The 19839-nt window shown below is 71.2% G+C and carries 14 protein-coding genes, 1 tRNA gene and 1 pseudogene; 5 read left to right on the forward strand and 11 right to left on the reverse strand.

The window, feature by feature from the left end; all coding sequences use genetic code 11:
- Positions 1–99 precede the first annotated feature (99 nt).
- Positions 100–849, forward strand: a complete 750-nt coding sequence (locus O7615_RS06470) for a DinB family protein (protein WP_278176405.1) — start codon at positions 100–102, stop codon at positions 847–849.
- A 129-nt stretch (positions 850–978) separates the two neighbouring features.
- Here the strand turns inward: O7615_RS06470 and O7615_RS06475 are convergent.
- The 10 genes and pseudogenes from O7615_RS06475 to O7615_RS06520 all read right to left on the reverse strand — a co-directional run bounded on the left by O7615_RS06475 (position 979) and on the right by O7615_RS06520 (position 15976).
- A pseudogene (locus O7615_RS06475) lies at positions 979–2053 on the reverse strand (M23 family metallopeptidase).
- Complete coding sequence (locus tag O7615_RS06480) at positions 2041–2868, reverse strand: replication-relaxation family protein (protein ID WP_278176406.1); 828 nt, start codon at positions 2866–2868, stop codon at positions 2041–2043. Before O7615_RS06480 ends, O7615_RS06475 begins: the two are co-directional and overlap by 13 nt.
- Positions 2869–2930: 62 nt before the next feature.
- Entirely contained in the window at positions 2931–4529 is a 1599-nt protein-coding gene (locus O7615_RS06485; RefSeq protein WP_278176407.1) for a type IV secretory system conjugative DNA transfer family protein, read from the reverse strand.
- Positions 4526–5794: a hypothetical protein gene (locus O7615_RS06490; protein WP_278176409.1), complete on the reverse strand. Its 1269-nt coding sequence runs from the start codon at positions 5792–5794 to the stop codon at positions 4526–4528. Before O7615_RS06490 ends, O7615_RS06485 begins: the two co-directional genes overlap by 4 nt.
- Before the next feature lie 109 nt (positions 5795–5903).
- Complete coding sequence (locus O7615_RS06495; protein WP_278176410.1) at positions 5904–7685, reverse strand: DUF87 domain-containing protein; 1782 nt, start codon at positions 7683–7685, stop codon at positions 5904–5906.
- A complete protein-coding gene (locus tag O7615_RS06500) occupies positions 7682–8611 on the reverse strand; it encodes a PrgI family protein (RefSeq protein ID WP_278176412.1) in 930 nt (309 codons plus the stop codon). The genes O7615_RS06495 and O7615_RS06500 overlap by 4 nt, the downstream gene beginning before the upstream one ends.
- Entirely contained in the window at positions 8608–10293 is a 1686-nt protein-coding gene (locus O7615_RS06505; protein ID WP_278181996.1) for a conjugal transfer protein TrbL family protein, read from the reverse strand. The genes O7615_RS06500 and O7615_RS06505 overlap by 4 nt, the downstream gene beginning before the upstream one ends.
- Positions 10294–10610: 317 nt before the next feature.
- Positions 10611–11057: a pilin gene (locus tag O7615_RS06510; protein WP_278176413.1), complete on the reverse strand. Its 447-nt coding sequence runs from the start codon at positions 11055–11057 to the stop codon at positions 10611–10613.
- 287 nt (positions 11058–11344) lie between these two features.
- Positions 11345–12166, reverse strand: coding sequence for a hypothetical protein (locus tag O7615_RS06515; protein WP_278176414.1), 822 nt, complete (start codon positions 12164–12166; stop codon positions 11345–11347).
- 573 nt (positions 12167–12739) lie between these two features.
- Entirely contained in the window at positions 12740–15976 is a 3237-nt protein-coding gene (locus O7615_RS06520) for a HEAT repeat domain-containing protein (protein ID WP_278176416.1), read from the reverse strand.
- 364 nt (positions 15977–16340) lie between these two features.
- On the opposite strand from O7615_RS06520, the gene O7615_RS06525 reads away from it, so the two are divergent.
- The 4 genes from O7615_RS06525 (at position 16341) to O7615_RS06540 (ending at position 19519) form a co-directional block, all read left to right on the forward strand.
- On the forward strand, positions 16341–16601 hold the full coding sequence (locus tag O7615_RS06525; protein ID WP_278176417.1) for a hypothetical protein: 261 nt from the start codon (positions 16341–16343) through the stop codon (positions 16599–16601).
- Between the two features lie 318 nt (positions 16602–16919).
- Entirely contained in the window at positions 16920–18092 is a 1173-nt protein-coding gene (locus O7615_RS06530) for a DNA methyltransferase (RefSeq protein WP_278181997.1), read from the forward strand.
- Entirely contained in the window at positions 18089–18298 is a 210-nt protein-coding gene (locus O7615_RS06535; RefSeq protein WP_278176418.1) for a helix-turn-helix domain-containing protein, read from the forward strand. The genes O7615_RS06530 and O7615_RS06535 overlap by 4 nt, the downstream gene beginning before the upstream one ends.
- Before the next feature lie 3 nt (positions 18299–18301).
- On the forward strand, positions 18302–19519 hold the full coding sequence (locus O7615_RS06540; RefSeq protein ID WP_278176419.1) for a site-specific integrase: 1218 nt from the start codon (positions 18302–18304) through the stop codon (positions 19517–19519).
- Positions 19520–19677: 158 nt separating this feature from the next.
- Here the strand turns inward: O7615_RS06540 and O7615_RS06545 are convergent.
- Positions 19678–19751 (reverse strand) — tRNA-Ala (locus tag O7615_RS06545).
- Between the last annotated feature and the right edge of the window lie 88 nt (positions 19752–19839).

Consider the following 19839-nt stretch of genomic DNA (forward strand, 5'->3'; position numbering starts at 1 on the left):
GGTGAGGCGGGAGAAGGCGCGGTTGTGGGTCGCTGGCAGCACGTGGTGACTGGATCTTGACTCGGCGGTTTTGTCGTACCCGGCTCCTACGATGTGCCGATGACACGATTCGTGCAGCAGCCCGACTACGAGGGTGCAGAGTTCATCGACTTGTCAATGGCCAGCGCGACCTTCCGCGAGGTGGATCTCAGCGGCGCCCGGATGCGTGGCGTGCTGCTGTTCAACGCCGACATCGACGGGGCGATCGACGGGCTGCGCATCAATGGCGTGGAGGTCATGCCGTTGATTGAGGCCGAGTTGGATCGCTTGCACCCCGAACGGCTGCGACTGCAGCCGGCCACACCCGAGACGATGCGCGACGCGGTGGATGTCATCGAGGAGCTTTGGCAAGCGACCGTCCGACGCGCGAGCGCGTTGCCGGAGGAAGCCGCCTACAGATCAGTGAACGACGAATGGTCCCTCGCCCAAACCCTGCGCCACACGATCTTCGTCCTGGACGCCTGGTACGGCCATGCGGCGGCCCTTCGGCCGAACCCGTTCCATCCGATCGGCGTGCCCGCATCGTTCACCACCAACGGCGCCGAGTTCGGCATCGACGAGTCGGCCGCGCCGACCCTCAGCGAGATCCTCGCCGTGCGCGCCGAACGGATCGCCGATCTGCGCGCGTATCTGGCAGAGGTCACACAGGAGGAGCTGGACCGGGTGCGGGGGCCGAACACCGCGCTCGGCTGCCCGCCGCCAGGTGAACGCACTGCGGCTAAATGCCTGCAAGTCATCTTCAACGACCAGTGGGCGCACGTGCAGTTCGCCAACCGCGACCTGGCCAACCTGGAACAGGAGTATGCGTGATGTTACCTTCAGACCGAAAACCTCAACGCCACACCGAGCGCTTCTCAGAACCCTGTCGGAACCGACATCCGCACCGACACAGTTCTGAGAAACCGACATCGCCATTGCGAACCTACACACTTCACGGATTTACAGGGTCACGCCTTTTTGCCGCATGAATGGAATCGGGTCAACGGCATTGTGTTCGGTGGCGGGATAGCCTTCGTGGATCTCGTAATGCAGATGTGGTCCGGAGGAGTTTCCGGAGCTGCCGACGTGGCCGATCGGCTGCCCTACGATCACCGTCTGCCCTACCTGCACGATGGGCTGTCGGACCAGGTGGCAGTAGCGCGACACGATGCCGTCTGCGTGGTGGATGTCGGTGTACCAGCCGCACCCGCCGAGGCCGGGGTAGCCGTCACGGTCGCAGGGCATCGGCCCGCCGGTGGGTTCCCACGAGTCGCGGCCGATGTTGCACCGCACGCGCACCACGACGCCGCCGGACGCGGCCCGGACGACGGTCCCCTTCGGCGCTGCGATGTCGATCCCGTCGTGGTCGGGCCGGCCGGCCGCTGGTGCGGAAGCCGGACCCGGCCGTACCCGCCACCGGGCGGGTCCACCCGGCGGCACTGACCGGCCCACTGCCGCACCCGGGCAGCGTCCCGCCGCTGTAGGCGGCGACGATCTCGGTTGCCCGCGTCTCGTGCCGGGCGTAGGCGTCCGGGTACGCCGACCGTTGCACCGTCTGGGCGGCCTGGGTGAGCGGTAGCCGTTCCCACCCGGGCACCCGCAGCAACGCCTCGTAGAACTTTCCGGCGGCGTATTCGGGTTTCGTGATCTGGTGCGGGGTGCCCCATCCCTGCGACGGTCGTTGTTGGAACAGCCCCAACGAGTCATGATCATTCGCGTCACCGAGGTGCCCGTGGTTGATCAACGAGGACTCCTGGAGCGCGGTGGCAACGGCGATCACCCACCCGCGCACCGGCACCCCCATCCGATCACCTACAGCCATGATCACCGAAGCGTTACGGGTCTGCTCCGCCGACAACCCCGCCGGAGCTGCCCCCGGCACCGTCACCGCCCCGATGCAGCTACCCCCACCCCCGCCGCCTCCGAGCAGCGACGAGACGACCCCGGTTGACGAGACGATTCCGGCGGTGGCGGAGGTGAGCAGCAGCAGCGCCACGGCGGCCCCGACCGCGACCCACAGCGCTACCCGTCCCACGACGTGCCGCCCCCGGTCGGCGCGGGCAGGTGGGCCAGGCGTACCCGGTCGTGGTGCCCGACGATGCGCCAGACCGGCCCCGCCGGGCCGGGCGCGGCGGCGTGTTCCCTGGTCGCGGTGGCCACGGTCAGCCCGTCCGGCAGCCCGGCCCGGTGGAGGTGGGTGTGCAGGTTGGCCTCCCGGGCGGCGGTGGGTAGCCAGAACAGCACCGGGTACGCGCGGCGGGGCGGTAGCGCGGCGTAGCCGGTCAGCTTGCCCACGACGCGCGGCAGGGTTTCGGTGCCGAGGTCTGCCTCGACCCAGAACGGCACCGCCCGCCCACCACCGGCCCGCGTGTCGTCGGACCAGACGCCGTGCCCATCCGGGCGGACCAGGGTGCCGCACGCCTCGCGGCAGCGTGCCTCGTTCCACCACCGCACCAGCCGCGCCCCGGGGTGCGCGCGGGCATGAGCGGTGAGCGCGACGAAGAACCCGTTCACCGTGAGCAGGTGCGCCAGGGTCGGGGACATGGCAAGACGCGCAGTAGCGTCGCGCACCGCCGCCGGGCGGGGTAGCGCCTCGTCGCGTCCGGCCGCGAGCAGGGCCGCGCCGACCGGGCCGAGGGTCCAGCGCCAGGCTTGCGAGCCGGGGCGTTGGTAGTGGCGGAATCGGTCGAGGATGCCTCGATCGTGGAGGGTGTTGAGGCGGTTGCGGGCACGGCCGACGGAGCCGAAGGCGAGGTCGACGAGTTGGTCGGTGGTGAACGTGCGGTGTTGGTCGAGCAGGTTGAGCAGGTGCCGGTCTCGGGGGGTGAGCCGGCCGAGTTCGGCGGCCACGACCGACGACGTCAGGCGGGAGCTGCCGGTGGCAGATGTGTGGGTAGGAGGGATATCTCTTATCAGTCGGTTCCGGTCCACCAGTCCTCCTCACCCCGGTCGACGTGCGCGTACGCCGTGTTGAAGGGGGTGTGTTCACCCGGTGGTTCGTGGTCGTTGCGTTCCTCGTTGGATCGCTCGTTAGACCTCTCGTTAGAACCCTCGCCCTGAACAGCGAAGGTGTTGCGACCTACCAGTCCCACCGCCGGGTCCTCGGCTGGTGCCGAGGGTCCGGCCTTGCCTACGCCGGTTGCGGTTTCGCCGAGCAACCGGTGACGTTCCTTGATGGCGAGGCCGGTGTGGTCGCGGGCCGCGTGGCGCAGCTCGCCGGCTCGTCCTGGCACGGCCGGTGGTGGGGGCTCGGTGTCGGCGGTGACCGGTGGCACGACCCGACCGCCCGCGACCGGGCGGAGGACGACTTCGTAGCCGCCGAGACGGATCAGGTCCCCGTCATCGAGATACGGCCGCAGGTGGCGGGCCTGGTCGATGGCGTCGCGGGGCGCGAGGGCGAAGTACACCTTGTTGCGGGCGTTGGCGTCGATCGCCTCCACCATGTCGCCGGACAACTGGCCGAGGTACTGGTGCGCGAGGAGCCAGGACACGTGCAGGCCGCGGGACTCGGCGAGCGCGTCATCGATCCCGATGGGCAGGTGCAGGAAGTTGTGGCACTCGTCCAGGACGATCATCGCGTCGGGGCGGTCGTCTTCGCGGATGCGGGCGCGGGCGGTGGTGGCCTGCCACAGCCCGGCGAGGAGCAGGGAGCCGACCAGGCGGGTGCCGTCCTCACCAAGCATCCCCTTGGGTAGTCGGGCGAGCAGGACGCCACCGTCGAGGATGTCGGAGAAGGAGAACGTGGTGGCCGGCACCCCAAACAAGCTGTTCGCCATCGGGTGCGCCAGCACCAGGCGCAGGCGGGACAGCAGCGGGGCGACCAGGCCGGAGCGCTGCGCGGCGGGTAGCTCGTTGAACCCGTCCCAGAACTCGCCGAGGGTGTTGCCCTCCCACGCGCCCAAGGACCTCGTCACGGCGTTGACGCGGCTGGTCCGCCACGTCGAGTCCGACAGCAGCCGGGGTAGTTGAGCGAGGGTGGCGCCGTCGAGGTGGGCGAGGGTGAGCAGGCCGTGGTAGCAGATGTCGGCGGTGCGGTGCCCCCACCACCGGGACCACACCTTCGCCATCACCGCCGTCAGATTCGCGGCCACATCGTGTGGGCTGCCGCCGTGCACGGCCGGGTCGAGCAGGTTGATCGCCGCAGGCGCACGGCGTTCGTCCGGGTCGATCAGCACCAGCCGGTCCCCACACGACGTGGGTAGCCGGGCGAGCAGGTCACGGATGAGATCACCCTTGGCCGGGTCGAACGCGGCGACACCACGTCCGGCCTCGACGTCGTCGAGGATCATCCGCATCAGCAGGGTCGTCTTGCCCGTGCCAGTCGGCCCGAGAACGTGCAGGTGGTACCGGCAGTCGGCCAGGGAGATCCCAACCCGCATCGCGGGGCCGGCGTTGGCGACGCCGATGACCTTGCCGCCCAGGCCCTGCCGATCCTCCAGCGGCACCAGGTTCAGCCGGCGGTCCTCCGGCGGGGTGTTCGACACGTCGGCGTTGACTTCGGTCTTGGTCACGGGGCGCTCCAGACGGTCGGCGAATCGTCGGCCCCGGTCGCATCGGGCTGTGCCGGCGCCGTGGTGCGCGGGTGCGTCTGCCGACCGGAGGTCCGGAAGACGTCGCGGGTCGCGGCCCGACGGCGGGACGCCGCGCTGGGTAGGCCGTGGGCGGCCGGTTCGGCGGGCAGGCCGGCGAGGGCAGCGGCTTCGGTGACGGAGACGAGGCTCATCCGGGCCTCGGGCACCCACCGGTCGGCCACCGCGCCGCGCCGGAGTCGGCGGCGGGTGACGTGTGCCGACAGCAGTGAGAACCCGGAGCTGACATCGGCTGCGGCGGCGCGGGCCGCAGGCTTGGTGGGGCCTACGGCCACCGTGTGCATGGCGATGAGCAGGTGGGGTGCGTCGGCGTACTTCGCCCGCGCCTGCCGTGCCAACTCGGCGACGTAGGGGTCGGTCGGGCTGGTGCGTCGCCTTGTGCTCGACGGGCCGGGGGTGACGATGTTCAGGACGCCGAGGATCAGCGCCCGCAGCCCATCGGCGAGCAGCCCGGCTGCACGGGCGGTCCCTCGGGGCCGGCGGGCGCGTTCGGGGTTGGTCATCGCGCGGCGCAGCAGCCGCAGCCGGTGGGCCGGTGCCCGGCCGAGGTGAACCTGCAACAGTGCACCGCCGGTGCGTCCGGCCGAGGCGAGCCCGCCGTAGACGGCGCGAAGCCGGTCCTCCTCGGGGGCGCCCGCGTCCGTGCCTCGACGCGTTGGCGGGGACGGATCTTCGACCAGGGGCAGCCAGTCGGGCTGGGTGGGCCAGACCGCGAGGGCAGCCACGGCCCCGGTCGTCGGGACGGCCGGTGGGCGGGTTTGCTCGGCCCGTGCGCCGGGCCAGGCGCGGTGCAGCAGCCGCAGCACGGCGGTCGGGTTGACCCCGGGTGGTAGCCACAGGCCGCAGCGCATCCCGTCCGGGTCGGCGGCGACCTCCCAGACGAGCCGGGCCGGGCGCAGCGCCCACCGGCGCGGCGCGGGCAACACCGTGGCCAGCAGCCGCCACAGCCCCACCGTCGCGGCCGGAGTCGCGGTCACCGGCGGGGTGATCTCCAGCCACCGTGCTCCGGTGGCGTGCCGCCGCCAGACGCGACGCCGCCACAGCGCCCAGAGGACGCGGATGGTGATGAGCGCGGCCAGGGCGGCGAGCAGCAGCGGCCACCGGTCGCGGACGAGACGCCACACGGCGTCGGTGGCGTCGTCGCCCCACGAGCCGCACAGCAGCTCGCCCACCACCGAGTCGGGCACGCCACCCTGACCAGGCACACACCCGGTGGGCTCCGGAGGCGGGGATGGGGACAACAAGGTGGCAGGCATCGGAAGCTCCGATCGCTGGTGAGAGAGAGGCCGGGGCGGGTCAGCGGCGGCCGGTGACCGGGCCGGTGACGATCAACTCGTGCTCTTCGGGCGAGGCGTGGCTGTGGAAGGCCACCCGCGCCGATCCGGCCGTGAGGAGCGCGTCTCCCTGTTGGCAGGACAGCAGGAACGCGCGCTCGCCGTCGGTGAGTCCGAACGCCTCGGCCACGGCGTCGATCGCCTGCGGCGCCTGCCGCAACAGGATCTGTGTGGCGGCGTTGGAGACGACGGCGCGGCCGGTTTTGGTGGCGAGCACGTCGGCGGCGTCCTGGGTGACCACGGTCAGGCCGACGCCGTACTTGCGGGCGGACTTGGCCAGGGTTTCCAGGAACACGCCGCCGCGCCCGCCGGAGAGCAGTCTCCATGCCTCGTCCACCAGCACCATCCGCAGCACGTTCGGCCGTGCGCCGGAGGCGGTGGCGGCGCGTACGGTGCGCCAGATCGTGTCCAGGGTGAGCAGCGTGCCCACCGGGTGCAGTTGTTCGGGGAGGTCCTTGATGGCGAAGACCACGAGGTGCCCGAGTGGGGCGGTGGTGGTTGGTCCGTCGAACAGGCCCTTCATGCTGCCGGCGACGTAGGGGTGCAGGCGGGCGGCGACGCGGCGGCCGGCGTCGTCGGTGTCCTCCAGCGCGGCCATCACCTCACCGAGCAGGGGGGCCGGTCGGCGCCAGGTGCGCGGGTCGGTGGTGATGCCCTTCGCCCGATACGCGGCCAGGACGGCGACGTCGAGGGAGCGGGCTTCGTCGCCGGGCAGCGGCGGGCTGACGGCGGTGTCGCCGCTGCCCATCACGGTCACGAGCGTGTGCAGGAACCGTGCCCGGTCGTTCAGGGCGTCGTCGTCGCCGGGTGGCAGGTCGAGAGGGTTGATCTTCACCCCTGCCGCGCCGAGGCGGATGACCGTGCCGCCGACCGCATCGGCCAGCCGCAGGTACTCGTCCTCGGGGTCGATGACGAACGCTTCCACCCCGAGGCACAGGTTGCGCAGCAGGTCGAGCTTGACCAGGTACGACTTGCCCTCCCCACTTCTTGCGAGGATGACGGCGTTGTAGTTGGACTGCGCCCACCGGTCCCAGACCACGACGCCCGGCGAGTGCAGGTTGAGCCCGAACAGCACGCCCATGCCGCTGTCGCCTGCGGTATCCGGCAGGTCCGGCGACGTGAACGGGAAACTCGCGGCGAGGGCGTCGGTGTCGAAGACCCGTTTCATCCCGAGCGCGTCGACGGCGAGGGGTAGGCCGCTGATCCAGCCCTGCAGCTGCCGCCAGGTCACCGGCGCGGTGTCCAGCAGCAGCGAGGAGGCCAGGGACCGCACCTCGCTCACCCGGTCGGCCAACTCATCCGCGCTGGTGCCGTGCACGGTCAGGTACAGGCCGAGCCGGAACAGGCGGGCTTCGCCTCGTGCCACACGGCCGGCCAGCTCGGCGGCGTCGGCCGCGGCGGCGTCGAGGTCCGGGTCGTCGAGGCGACCTTTGGCCGCGTCGTGGCGGCGGGAGGACTCGAACCGGCCGCGCTGTTTACGCAGCCGCTGCGAGGCCATCGCCGGCGGGACCGGCTCGATGTGGAAGGCGACGTCGACCAGGCCCGGGTAGGCCAGGAGCGGCTCCGCCCACCCCGGACCCACCTCAGCCGGATAGCCGACAACGGTCAAGGTGGCGGTGTAGCCGGCCCCGACCCGCACGAACCGGCCGTCGACCTCAACGGCATCCGGGGAACCAGGCAGGACCGTGGCCGGCGCGGGCGCGGCACGCCGCCGCGTCGGCAGCAGTGCGGAGAACAGACTCACCGCTGGTCACCTCCGGCAGGCGTGGCGTAGGCACTGTGTGAGGTCGGGGCGGTGGGGTTGAGGCTGGCCGCGAGCCGCACCGCCGCGCCCGGTCCGTCGAGGACCCGGGCGGGCACCTCGCAGCCGCCCAGGGCGCGGACCGCCTCGGCGGCCGTGTGGGCGGTGTGGTGCGGGCCGCGTCGGCTGCGCACGGCGACGGTGACCTGCCGGTGCAGCAACTCGCGCCGCGCGGCCAGCTCATTGAGGAACGCCGCGTGCGCGTGGGCGGCGTCCTCCAGCGCGGGATGCGGCAGCCCGGGGGCGGTGGTGAGGAACCGGTCGGCGAGGTAGGTCAGGTCGACCCGCTGCGCCCGCACGGCGATCTGCGCCGGGCCGTCGAGGCTGTGCAGCCAGCGGGCGAACCCGGCCACCAGGCCGTTCTGCTCGCCCGGGGTGCGCAGTCCGAAGGCCACCGTGGAGGCGGCGACCACACCTACCGTGCCGTCCGGGCCGAGATCGATCAACCCCTCGCCGGTGATGCCCCTCGCCGGTAGCCGCAGCGGTGCGGGCAGCGGCAGCCGGTCACCCGGCCCGGCCGTGGTCTGCACCCACGCCGGAGCCGAGATGACCGGTCCGGCGGCCGGCACGAGCCGACGCGGGCTGCGCCGATGCCGCACCGCCGCGAGGACCCACGCGTCGAGGCTGAGCCCGTCGCGGCGGCCGACCGCGAGCAGGAACGCCCCGGCAGCGACCGGCATCGCACCGGCGAGGAACACCAGCGGATGCACCACCGTGGCCACCGCCGTCCACACCCCATACAGCAACAGACCCGCCACCGCGAGGATCACCAACTGCCGCCCCGACATGCCGAACGCGATCCGATCAGCGCGCTCGATGTCGGCGGGCACCCGCGCCCGCACCGGCGCCTCCTCACTACGGCGGCTCATCGCCGATCACCCCTCGGCCTCGACGACGAACGCCGCCCAGGAGGGGCCGACCCACCTGGCGGCGGGGACGACGGGGACGGCTCGGTCGGGACGGCGGCCGGACCCGCCGATGCCGCACCACCAGTCGGGGACGACATCGCCGCAGGCGCGGACGGGCGCAGCGGCGGGGACGGTGGCACGGACGGGACCCGTGGACCGGACCGAGGCGTGCCGGTGACCGGGGTGACCGGGTTCGCGGCGGCGTGCCCGCTCGGGCCGGCACGCCGCGCGGCCGTGGGCCGTGTAGCTGGGGTCGAGGCGCGTCGTGGCCCGCCGACCGCCGGTGCGGCCGGAGCTGCGGAGAACACCGGCGTGACCGGGGCCGGTGTCCGGCGCGGGGCGCTCTGCCGCGCTGGTGCGGCCGAGAACGTCACCGCCGGTGCCCGACCGCTGGATGCGCGTGTCGGTGTCGTGGTGGTGGCGTCGCTGAAGGCGACCCGGGCCGGTGGCGCGGCCGGGGACGGCGGAGGCGGCTGGGGCGGGGACGGGTGAGAGAACTGCACAGCCGGGACACCGGAGCGGGGTGCCGATGGGGTGGACGGGGCGGTCGGGTGGCTGAAGGTGGGTGCGGCGTTCGTCCCGGACGGGACAGGCAGCGGTGTGTGGGTGATCGGGGCGTGGCTGAACGCGGCCGGTCCCGGCGGGGACGGCGGGACGGGAGCCGGCCCCGGACGAGGCGGACGGACGGGGCGGGGCGGGCGGGGGCCACCGGGCGGCGGACGGGGACCGGACGGCCGAGGTGTCGGCTGGCTGGCGGTCCGGGTGGTGTTCGCGCCGCGTAGGAGGCCGGTCGCCGCGCCGAGGGTTTTGATCATCAGGACGGCGTGGATGAGTTGACCGACCAGTCCTCGGCCGTGGCGTTGTCCGAGTGGGCCGAGGACGAACTGGCGCATCCAGCCGGGCAGTTTGATCAGCAGCCACAGCATCGTCAGGCACACGATGACGCCGAGCAGTCCGCCGCCGGTGGCGGGCATGCCCATCACGGTCGGCCCGGCGGGGGTGAGGAACACGTTCACGGTGGCCAGGACGATGATGGCCTGGGCAAGCTGCAGGCCGAGGCAGGCGAGGAAGGCACGCCACCACAGGTGAGCGACGCCTTCGGTGAGCGGGCTGGCGTGGCAGATCAACGCCGCCGGGGCGACCCCGAGCAGGATGACCAGCGCCGCCAGGCGTAGGACGAAGGTGAACTCCAGCACGAGGCACATCACGATCACGGCGATGGCCAGCAACGCCATCAGGAACCCGTGGGTGCGCAGGGTCTCGTCCACGATCTGCCGGATCGCGGTCGCCGCGCTCGGCCCGTCGACCGTGTTCCCGGCGATGGCGACGGTGAGGGCGTTGGTCAGCTCGATGGCCTTCTGCCCGATGATCAGGCTGCAATTGGCGAGGACCGCGCCGACGGCGAGGCGGGGTAGTACCTGCTTGAGCCCGAACTGGGTTTGCAGGGTCTCCCGGGCGCTGATCAGGAACCCGCCGGCCACGACGAACAGCACGAAGACGCCGTTGGCGGTGATCAGGCTGGTCGTCCAGATCGCCCGCACCTGCTCGTTGACGGTGAGGTCCGGGGTGGACAGCCACGACGCGCCGAGGGCCTCCATCACCGGCTGCAGGGCCTGCTCGGCGGTCCACGTCACCAGGTTCACCACGGCCTTGCGCACCTGGCCGCTGATGTCGTACCAGGCCGGATCATCGTCTGCCGAAGGCGGGACGGGAGTCGGGGCCGGGCCGGGCGCGGGTGCCGGCGTCGGCGCAGGCGGTTCCGCTCCCGGCGGGCGCACGCCCGGATCCGGCACCCCCGGCAGCGCGTCCGGCGCGGTGGAGGGCGGGCCGGGTGCCGGGCTCGGCTGGGCGTGCGCCGGCCCGGCCCAGGTGAGGGCCAGGCCGGCGAGGACGACCACGCCGAGCAGCAGCAACACCAGCCAGCGGGCGGCAGGGTGGGGTCGGATCGGCGGGGTGGCCATCACGCCACCCACCCGCCGACGATGGTCACGAACAGCGGCGCGAGCAACGCCAGGGCGTAGCCGAGCGCGGCGGACCGCAGCGCGAGCTTGGCCTTCTCGACCTCGCCGGGGTCGCCGTTGGCGGCCAAATACCTCAAACCGCCAACGGTCAGGAACAGCGTGGCGACGGCGACGAGGATCCCGACGAGCCAGGCACGGATGTTGTTGGCGACCTGTTGGATCGACTCGACGGCCAGCACCACCGAGGCGGGCTCGGCCGCGTACGCCGCATCCCCGTCGGCGGCGAGGACCACCGTCACCGCGGCGGCACCGAGCAGCACCACCAGCCCGACGCGGACCGGTTGAGGAAGGTATCGACGTAGACGAGGGACGGTCGGCCGCCCTCGCCTGCCCGTCCCGAGACGGCGAACAGCCGCCTCGGGACGCGGGACAAGACGATGATTCATGGAATGGGGCACCTCCGGTGCGCACGCCAAAGGCAGCCCCGTGGCGGGGCATGGGTGCGCGAGTGGATGGGCGAAGGCGGGACCAGGCGGTGCGGGGTGACCTGGGATGCCGACCGGCGCGGCCGTCCTCCTCACCAGCAAATTCGGCGGGCGGGCCAGGGAGGGCCGTGCGGGGTGTCAGCGCCGTCAACGGGTCCGGTCGGGAGGTCACCTGCGCGGAAGAGTCCCGCACTAAGGGATTACAAATCCGGGCCTCGGATTGGAAACCGGCAGCTCAGACGGCCTGCTTACGGGCGCTTCCGGGCGGTCGGGGTGTCGAGGACGACCGTTGCGGTGGCCTCGGTGATCACGTCGGCGTACAGGTCGGACAGCTCACCGGACTCGATCGCGGCCGTCAGTCGGGCGACGGCGGCGGTGCGCCGCTTGTACAGGTTCCAGCGCGGCTGGCCGGTGCGTTCGGCGTACGCGGTCAGGCCGACCTCTTCCAGGTAGGTCGCGCCGATCAACTCCGCCTCCTGCACGGAGATGACCCCGGCGTCGACTGCGCGGGTGAGGACGAGATCCGGGTGGCCGAACGGGGCCGGCGGCAGCACCGACCCGGCGGCGTGGTTCGGTGCACCGGACGAGGCCGGCTCCAGTCCACGCAACTCGGCGCGGGCCTTGGAGAACGCGGCGGACAGCAGGTTGCCGACCACGCCCGGCCTGGCCAGGTCGACCGTGCCGAGAGCACGCAGGAAATGCTCGACGATGGCCGCCTGCACGTCACCGGTGAACAGCTTCGCCAGCAGGTACGCCTTGAACCGCAAGCCCGGCAACGCGACACCGACCGCACCGGCCCGCCACGCCGGGTCACCGGTACGGGCACGCTGCACCAGCAGCCGCCACACCGCATCCCGTGCCGGGTAGCCGCAGGACGGGTGCATCAGAATCGCCGACAACTCCGGCAGGGCGATAGCCCGGCGAGGCAGGCCCTGGCCGAGGCGGCGGCCGTCCACCGACAGCGGGCACGGTCCCTGCCCCAGCAGCCGGAACCGGTAATCGATGTCAGTGAACAACCTCTCGCCAGGCCGGGGAACGGCCGGGGCTGCGGCGGGGGTACGACGGACCATGGTGGTGCTCCCTCGTGATGACCATTTGCCGTCCGGCGGGAATGCCGGTCAGCGCTGTGCCACCCACGCCACCAGAGCCTTTGAACAGATCAAGAACACCCGTGATCTTGTTCAAAGCGGGTCAACTCGTGTTCAACCCAGCCGCCGCCGATCCCCATGAATCGGCTCTGCCACCACCTCAGCCAGCGCACGGCGCTGGGTGTGCAACCCCTGGTCAGGGCTGTTCAACACCATCCACACCGCGAAGCCGCGTCGAGACGACAACCTTGAACACGCCCAGCTCTGCCGCGTCCACCGGCATCCAGCAACACGGCGAGGGACCACTGCGGGCGCGCCCACGCTCTTGGGCGATCGTGTTCAAGCAGGTGACTATGACGGACGAGAGGGCTACACGGGGACTGCCATCATGGCCCCGCACGGGCTGAATGTCGCTGCTGGCGGGTACCGAACGTAGTTGCCGCTGGTGGCTTACCCAGCAGCGATCGGCGCCGCCCCGCGCGATGTCTGCGGCCAGATGCGGATACTCAATCTGAGTTCTGGCCGGCCGTCGCAATCGGACGGGGCCGGCAGCAGTCATCTAGACCGCGTCATCTCGATCCTCTTGATCGCCTGCATCGCCACCTGCCGCACATCCGCGTGATCGTCGCTGGTGGCCCGTTCCCGCAGCCACGGCAAGGCGTCCGGGGCGTCGGCGAACCATGCCGCGACCGCCCACACCGCCGCCTGCCGCACATGCTCGTCGTCGTCGGTGGTGGCCCGTTCCCGCAGCCACGGCAGGGCGTCCGGGTTGTCGGCGAATCTCGCCGCGACCGCCCGCATCGCCTCATATTGCACGGTCCACGAGTCGTCGGTGGTGGCCCGTTCCCCCAGCCACGGCAGAGTGTCCGGGTCGTCGGCGAACCCCGCCGCGACCGCCCGCACCGCTGCGTGCCGCACATGCTCGTTGTCGTCGGTGGTGGCCCGTTCCCGCAGCCACGGCAGGGCGTCCGGGGCGTCGGCGGACCTAGCCGCGACCGCCCGCACCGCCGCGTGCCGCACATCCGCGTTGTCGTCGGTGGTGGCCCGTTCCCGCAGCCACGGCAGGGCGTCCGGGGCGTCGGCGGACCTCGCCGCGACCGCCCGCACCGCCTCATATCGCACGGCCCACGAGTCGTCGGCCGTGGCCCGATCCCGCAGCCACGGCAGAGTGCCCGGGTTATCGGCGAACGTCGCCGCGACCGCTCCCACCGCCCCCCGCCGCACATCCTCGTCGTCGTCAATGGTGGCCCGTTCCCGCAGCCACGGCAGGGCGTCCGGGTTATCGGCGAACCTCGCCGCGACCGCCCGCACCGCATCACATCGCACGGCCCACGAGTCGTCGGCCGTGGCCCGATCCCGCAGCCACGGCAGAGTGCCCGGGTTATCGGCGAACCTCGCCGCGACCGCCCGCATCGCCGCCTGCCGCACATCCTCGTCGTCGTCGGTGGTGGCCCGTTCCCGCAGCCACGGCAGAGTGCCCGGGTTATCGGCGAACCTCGCCGCGACCGCCCGCATCGCCGCCTGCCGCACATCCTCGTCGTCGTCGGTGGTGGCCCGTTCCCGCAGCCACGGCAGAGTGCCCGGGTTATCGGCGAACCTCGCCGCGACCGCCCGCATCGCCGCCTGCCGCACAGTCGCGTGATCGTCGGTGGTGGCCCGATCCCGCAGCCACGGCAGAGTGCCCGGGTTATCGGCGAACCTCGCCGCGACCGCCCGCACCGCCGCCTCGCGGGTAGGCCAGTGTGGGTCGGTGGCGTCGTGGCGGAGGGTGCTCGGGTCGGGGTTGGTGAGCGCGTTGCGGATGTCCGCGGCCGTCCGGGCGGCGGTGTACGAAGCAAGTCCGGCGAGTTGGTGGGCGTTGAGGCGGTACCAGTCCTGGTAGATGCCGGCGGCAGGCCAGGTGGGGACGAAGAGGGCTGTCAGGTGGGGTGTGAGCCGTTCGACGGCGTCGGGCAGAGCGCGGTCGTAGCGGTCTTCGCGGGTGGCGGTTTCGGTCAGCAGTGTGGTGAGGGCGCGGGTCAGAGCCGGAGCGTGAGGAGCCAGGGTGGTGGTCTTGCGGATCTCGGTGGCGGCTTGCAGGGCGAGGATCAGGTGCCGGGGGACGCCTGGCCAAAGCCGCCAGCGGGGATCGGCGTCCAGCAGGGCGGTGATGGCTTGGGCGGCGAGCCGGTCGGGGATCATCCCGGTGAGCAGGAGCAGGACCTCGGTCCAGGCCGGGTCGGCCCACCGCCGGGCGTAGATGTCCAGGAGATCTTCTTGGCGGAGGTCGAGGTTGGTCAGGCGCCGCGTCAGATCGTCGGCGGCCAGGTACTCCAGGAACGCCCGGTGGACGAACCCGTACACCTCGGAGCCGAAACGGGCCAGGATGAAGTTGCGTTCCCGGAACTGGACGAGCATGGCTCTTGCAGCGCGGATCGCCCGGTCGGCGGCCAAGTTAAACCGTTCCTGCAGGTAACCGCGGAATTGGTCGGTCAGGTCAGGGCCGGGGATGTGGTTGCCGGCCAGCCCGGCCGGGGCATGCTGCATGTGCCGGGCGACCAGGTGCAGCAGTTCGAGCTTGTCCTGGGCGTCGAGGTAGTCGATGGTGATCCGCTCGTCGCGCAGGTGCTTGTTCACGTCCCAGTGCTCGATGAGCACCGTGACCGCGTGTTCGTACACGCTGCGCCGGTCGCGGGGCAATTCCCGGCGCCGGCCGATGATCGCGAGGATGGTCAGCAGCATCGGGTTGCCGGCCAGCTCCGCCACCGCGGTCGAGGCGTCGACTGCGGCCAGGAGCCGGTCACGCAGCCGCCGGGCCTGGCCAGGGTCGTCGGGGCATGATCTGGTGTACCAGCCGGTGGTGAAAGCCCGGACCTGGCCGGGGTCGAGGTCCTGCAGCATCCAGTGGCCGAACCCGGCCGCGTCAAACAGCTGCCGCTGGTAGCCGATCACCCGGGACGTGACCACCACCTGCGTCCGGGGATAGCGGGCGGCGAAGCCTTCGATCTGCGCAGCGATCTCCGCCCGCAGGCGCGGCTCGAACACCTCGTCCAGTCCATCGAACACCACAAGTGCCGCGCCACCACCGCCCAAGAACGGCTCCAGAACACTGCGGGCCAGCCCCACATCTTGCGTGGTGTGCAAATGATCGATCAAATCCAGAAACGTCACGCTCCGCCCACCACGCCATTCCGGATCGGCGTACACACGCAGCTCCACCAGCAGCGGCAGCACCCCGGACAACCGCCCCGGTGCCAGCCCAGCCGGGCCGGACGCCGCAGATGGATCCATCGCCCCGCCGTCGGCCAGGCCGCCCCCGCCGGGGACGAGGTCACCCCGGCCATCGTCGTCAGGTTCGCCGGCGCTGCCGGCATCGCGCCCGGCCAGGGTCAGCATCAGGTATCGGGCCAGGGTGGACTTCCCGGCTCCCGGATCACCCAGCAGGACCAGCTTCCGTCCCGCAGGGTCGGCGAGTACCTCCAGCACAGGCCGGGCGGGCCGGTCGTGGTAGGCGCGCAGCGCCGTCTCCAGACTTTCCCGGTCGACCTGCTCGGGCAGGTGAAACTCACCGTCGTCGTACCCGGCCCGAGCCAGCCGCTGCCACACCTCCCGCGGCACCTCCACCGGGGGCGGATTCGCCCGCACATGCTGAGCAACGAAGACCTGCTCCAGCAGCATCACTGGATGGGTGCCCTGATCAGTCAGCGGCGTCAGAATCTCCAGATCCACCTGCCGGTAACGGTCCCGGATCCGCGACAGATACCGCTCCCGGGCAGCCACGAACGCGGCCCGCGCGGCTTCGCCGCTGTCCACGGCCCTGCCGATGCAAGGGTATGTCGCGTCGAACCTCTGCCGCCAAACCGCAAGATCCGTCATCGTGGCAGGCAACGACAGCTCACGATGCTGCGCATACCTGATGCAGGCGTCGACGAAGGCGTGAACGGTCGCCCACCGCAGGCCACCGCTGCCGGGCAGGACGCTGGCCAGAGTTGACTCGCCCACACCATGCCCGGCACGGTCACTGTGCGCCTTCAAGCTGGTCTTCGTTGGGCGTCCGGCCAGGTCGTGAAGCTCACGCAACTGCCGGCGCAGATTCCCGCCCAGCTCCTGATCCGTCATACCGTGCCTCCAAGCAGGACCATGACACGCGACACCGGCGCAGCCGTCTGAAATCTGAATGATCCGAGACCAGACCGGCCCAGACACCACGCCGATCAACCTCAATCACATCCAGTTCCCTGCCGTTAGGAGCGTCGTGATGTGGTCCGAGATCGTCGCATTCATCGTCCAGACCGCCTGGCCGATCCTGCCAGAAGTCACCATAGGACTGCGATTCGTCACCGCATTGATCGGATTCGCCCTCGCCATCGGCCTGCTCCAGCGTCGAATCCGCCGATGGGCGCGCCAGGCCGACCGGCGGCCCGAACAGCGCCGGTAGCCGGCAGACAGTCAGTCGCCGCCCATCGCCCTGGCCGGCGCTCAACTGCGCGACCAGGGCCTTCGCACTCGCCCAATACCTGGCTCGCCGCAAGCCACCACCGATGGATGAGCCCCACCAGCGAAAGGGATCGTGTCCCACCAGCGGCCGATCACCTCGCCGGTATGCCGCTCGCCGGCCGTCACCTTCGGACGTTTCGGGACCTGCTCGCGTTCGGCACCACCGCCACCGGTGAGGAGAACCCCCGTGTCTGAGCCTCGCCCGCCGTTCCACACCGCCGGGCCGCACGACCCCGCGCCGCCGTACCCCCGGTCAGACCTGGCGGACCTGCCCGCCGAGGGGTACCTGGGCTCGGTCTGGCTCACCGGCCAACACCCGTCCCGCGACCTGCGACGCGGCCGATACACCCCCGAGTCGATGAAGCACCCCGGCAAGATGCTGCCCACCATCGCCCGGTACGCCATCCGCACCTACACCAACCCCGGGGACCTAGTGCTCGACCCCATGGCCGGCATCGGCACCACCATCATCGAAGCCATGCACCTCGGCCGCCACGGCGTCGGCGTCGAGTACGAAGCCGAATGGGTCGCCCACGCCGCCGACAACATCCGCCGGACCGGACAGGCCGGCACCGCGGGCCGGGGCGAGATCTACCACGGAGACTCCACCACCCTACCGGCCCTGCTCCCGGCGAGCCTGCACGGACAGGTCTCCCTGGTGATCACCTCGCCGCCGTACGGGCCGTCCACCCACGGCCACGCCCGCACACCCGGCCCGAAACGCGGCAAAGTCCGCAAGATCCACCACAAGTACGGCGGCGGGGACAACCTCGCCTACCGCAGCCACGGCGAACTGGCCGACGGGTTCACGGCGATCCTCGCCGGCTGCCGCACACTGCTGCGCCCCGGCGGACACGTCGTGGTCACCGCCCGGCCCTACCGGCGTCACGGCGAACTCATCGACATCCCCGGCATGGTCGCCGCCGCCGGCATCAACGCCGGCCTGCAACTGGTCGAGGAATGCATCGCCCTCATCTGCGGCATCCGCCACGGCGTGATCATCCCCCGGGCCTCGTTCTTCCAGCAGAAGAACACCCGCGACGCCGTGAACGCTGGCGACCCGCAATGGCTCCTCCAACACGAAGACGTGGTGATCTTCAAAGCCCCGATGTCGCAGGACCCGTGGCGTGACTCGGCGGCGAGCGGATGCGCCCCGGCCACTGCGCACACCGGCCACAGGCTTGATGTCTTGACCCCCGACCGCGTGGATCGACGTCCACACGCGCACGCCGTGAACGCCAGTCCCGACGGCAGCGCTACCGGCACCCGGTCCCAGCCGGACCGGGACGTGGAAAGGACATCTGACCCGTGCCCGCCATCAACACCCCCCACCACGGGGGACGTACGGTCCGACACCGCCGCCCGGCGGGCCACCGCCCCCGCCAAACCCCACCCGCAGGACGGTTCGCCCGTCACGGCAGGCCGGCGATGAGCGCCCCGCCCGCCGCCGCTTGGCGGCCCGACCCGCTCTTGACCATCGATGACGTTGCGCTCTGGTTGGGCAAGCCGAAGAACACCCTCTACGCCTGGCACAGCCGAGGCAAGGGACCACGCGCCATCCGCGTCGGCAACACCCTGCGCTACCGGCGCAGCGAAGTCGAACGCTGGCTCGACGCCCACACCGACCCGGAGCGATGAGCCATGGCCCGACCACCCCTACCCCTCGGCACCTGGGGCACCATCCGCACCGAGAAACTCGGCCCCCACCGGTTCCGCGCCCGAGCTCGATACCGCGACTACGACGGCACAACCCGCGACGTCGAAGCCACCAGCACCACCGGACCCGCCGCCATCCGCGCCTTGAAGGAAAAGCTGCGCGACCGCGCCACCCCGAACGACGACGAGATCACCAGGGAGACCCACGTCAGCACACTCGCCGACCTGTGGATCGAGGAGGTCACCGCGGAGGAACGGGTCGCGCCACAGACCATCAACAACTACAAGACCAGCCTGCGAACCTCGATCCTGCCCACCCTGGGCAACCTGCGCATCCGAGAGGCCACCGTAGGCCGCATCGACAAGTTCCTCCGCGAGGTCGCCAAGACCCGCCCGTCAGCAGCAAAGAACGCGAAGGTCGTCCTCGGCCAGATGTTCGCTCTGGCGGTACGCCGTGGCGCGCTGACGACCAATCCTGTCCGGGAAACCGGTCGCCTTCGCAAACCACGACGTACCGTGCGCGCCCTCGAAGCCGATCACCTGGAAGGCGTCCGCTCGGCGATTCGCCACTGGCAGCAGCCCACGCCCGGCAAGCCGGGACCTCGGCACACCGGCGACCTGGCCGACATCGTCGACCTCATGCTCGCCACCGGCGCCCGCATCGGCGAGATCCTGGCCGTGCGGTGGGAAGACGTGGACCTCGCCGCCGAGCACCCGACCGTGACCATCTGCGGCACCATCGTCTACCTCAAGGGCAAGGGCTTCTTCCGACAGGAATGGACCAAGAGCGACGCCGGATACCGGACCGTTGTCCTGCCCCGATTCGCGGTCGGGATGCTGCTCGCCCGTAAGCTCACCGCCGCCGGCAACCCCCACGACGCGATCTTCGCCTCCCGGCGCGGCACCTGGATGTCCCCGCACAACGTGCGGCGCCAATGGCGCCAAGCCCGCGCCGACACCGGCCTCGAATGGGTCACCCCACACACCTTCCGCAAGACCGTCGCCACGCTCATCGACAAGGAGGCCGACGCCAAAAGCGCCGCAGCCCAACTCGGGCACGCCAGCGAGGACGTCACCAACGCGTACTACATCGTCAAACCCGCCCTCGCCCCAGACATCTCCCACATCCTCGAACAGCTTGGCGCCAGCCCGACGACAACCACCCCCGAACGCCCTGACCATGGGCCGTCCCGGACAGCGTAGACACGCACAATCGAACGCCTGACACCCGCACCCAACATCGCCGAACGAACCCGGCCGCGCCCACCCGTTTGTGGGGGGTTTTCGGGGGGTGATTCAAAATCATATAGACAAACTTAAGGCCCTGACCGACATTCTTGCTGGTCAGGGCCTTAGATGTGTGGAGCTGAGGGGATTTGAACCCCTGACCCCCTCGATGCGAACGAGGTGCGCTACCGGTCTGCGCCACAGCCCCTCCGCCGGCGGACCGGCGTCGGTCCCACCCGGCTGACACCGGGCGGGCCGGCGACAAGGCTAACAGGTCAGCCTCCCCCGCCGCGAAT

The organism is Micromonospora sp. WMMD1082 (genome assembly GCF_029626175.1).
Lineage (GTDB): Bacteria > Actinomycetota > Actinomycetes > Mycobacteriales > Micromonosporaceae > Micromonospora.

Excerpts from the sequence above, each read along its gene's own strand:
- O7615_RS06470 (WP_278176405.1), top strand. The coding sequence starts at position 100 with ATGACACGATTCGTGCAGCAGCCCGACTACGAGGGTGCAGAGTTCATC.
- O7615_RS06500 (WP_278176412.1), bottom strand. The coding sequence starts at position 8,611 with ATGAGCCGCCGTAGTGAGGAGGCGCCGGTGCGGGCGCGGGTGCCCGCC.
- O7615_RS06510 (WP_278176413.1), bottom strand. The coding sequence starts at position 11,057 with ATGAATCATCGTCTTGTCCCGCGTCCCGAGGCGGCTGTTCGCCGTCTC.
- O7615_RS06515 (WP_278176414.1), bottom strand. The coding sequence starts at position 12,166 with ATGGTCCGTCGTACCCCCGCCGCAGCCCCGGCCGTTCCCCGGCCTGGC.
- O7615_RS06525 (WP_278176417.1), top strand. The coding sequence starts at position 16,341 with ATGATCCGAGACCAGACCGGCCCAGACACCACGCCGATCAACCTCAAT.
- O7615_RS06535 (WP_278176418.1), top strand. The coding sequence starts at position 18,089 with ATGAGCGCCCCGCCCGCCGCCGCTTGGCGGCCCGACCCGCTCTTGACC.
- O7615_RS06540 (WP_278176419.1), top strand. The coding sequence starts at position 18,302 with ATGGCCCGACCACCCCTACCCCTCGGCACCTGGGGCACCATCCGCACC.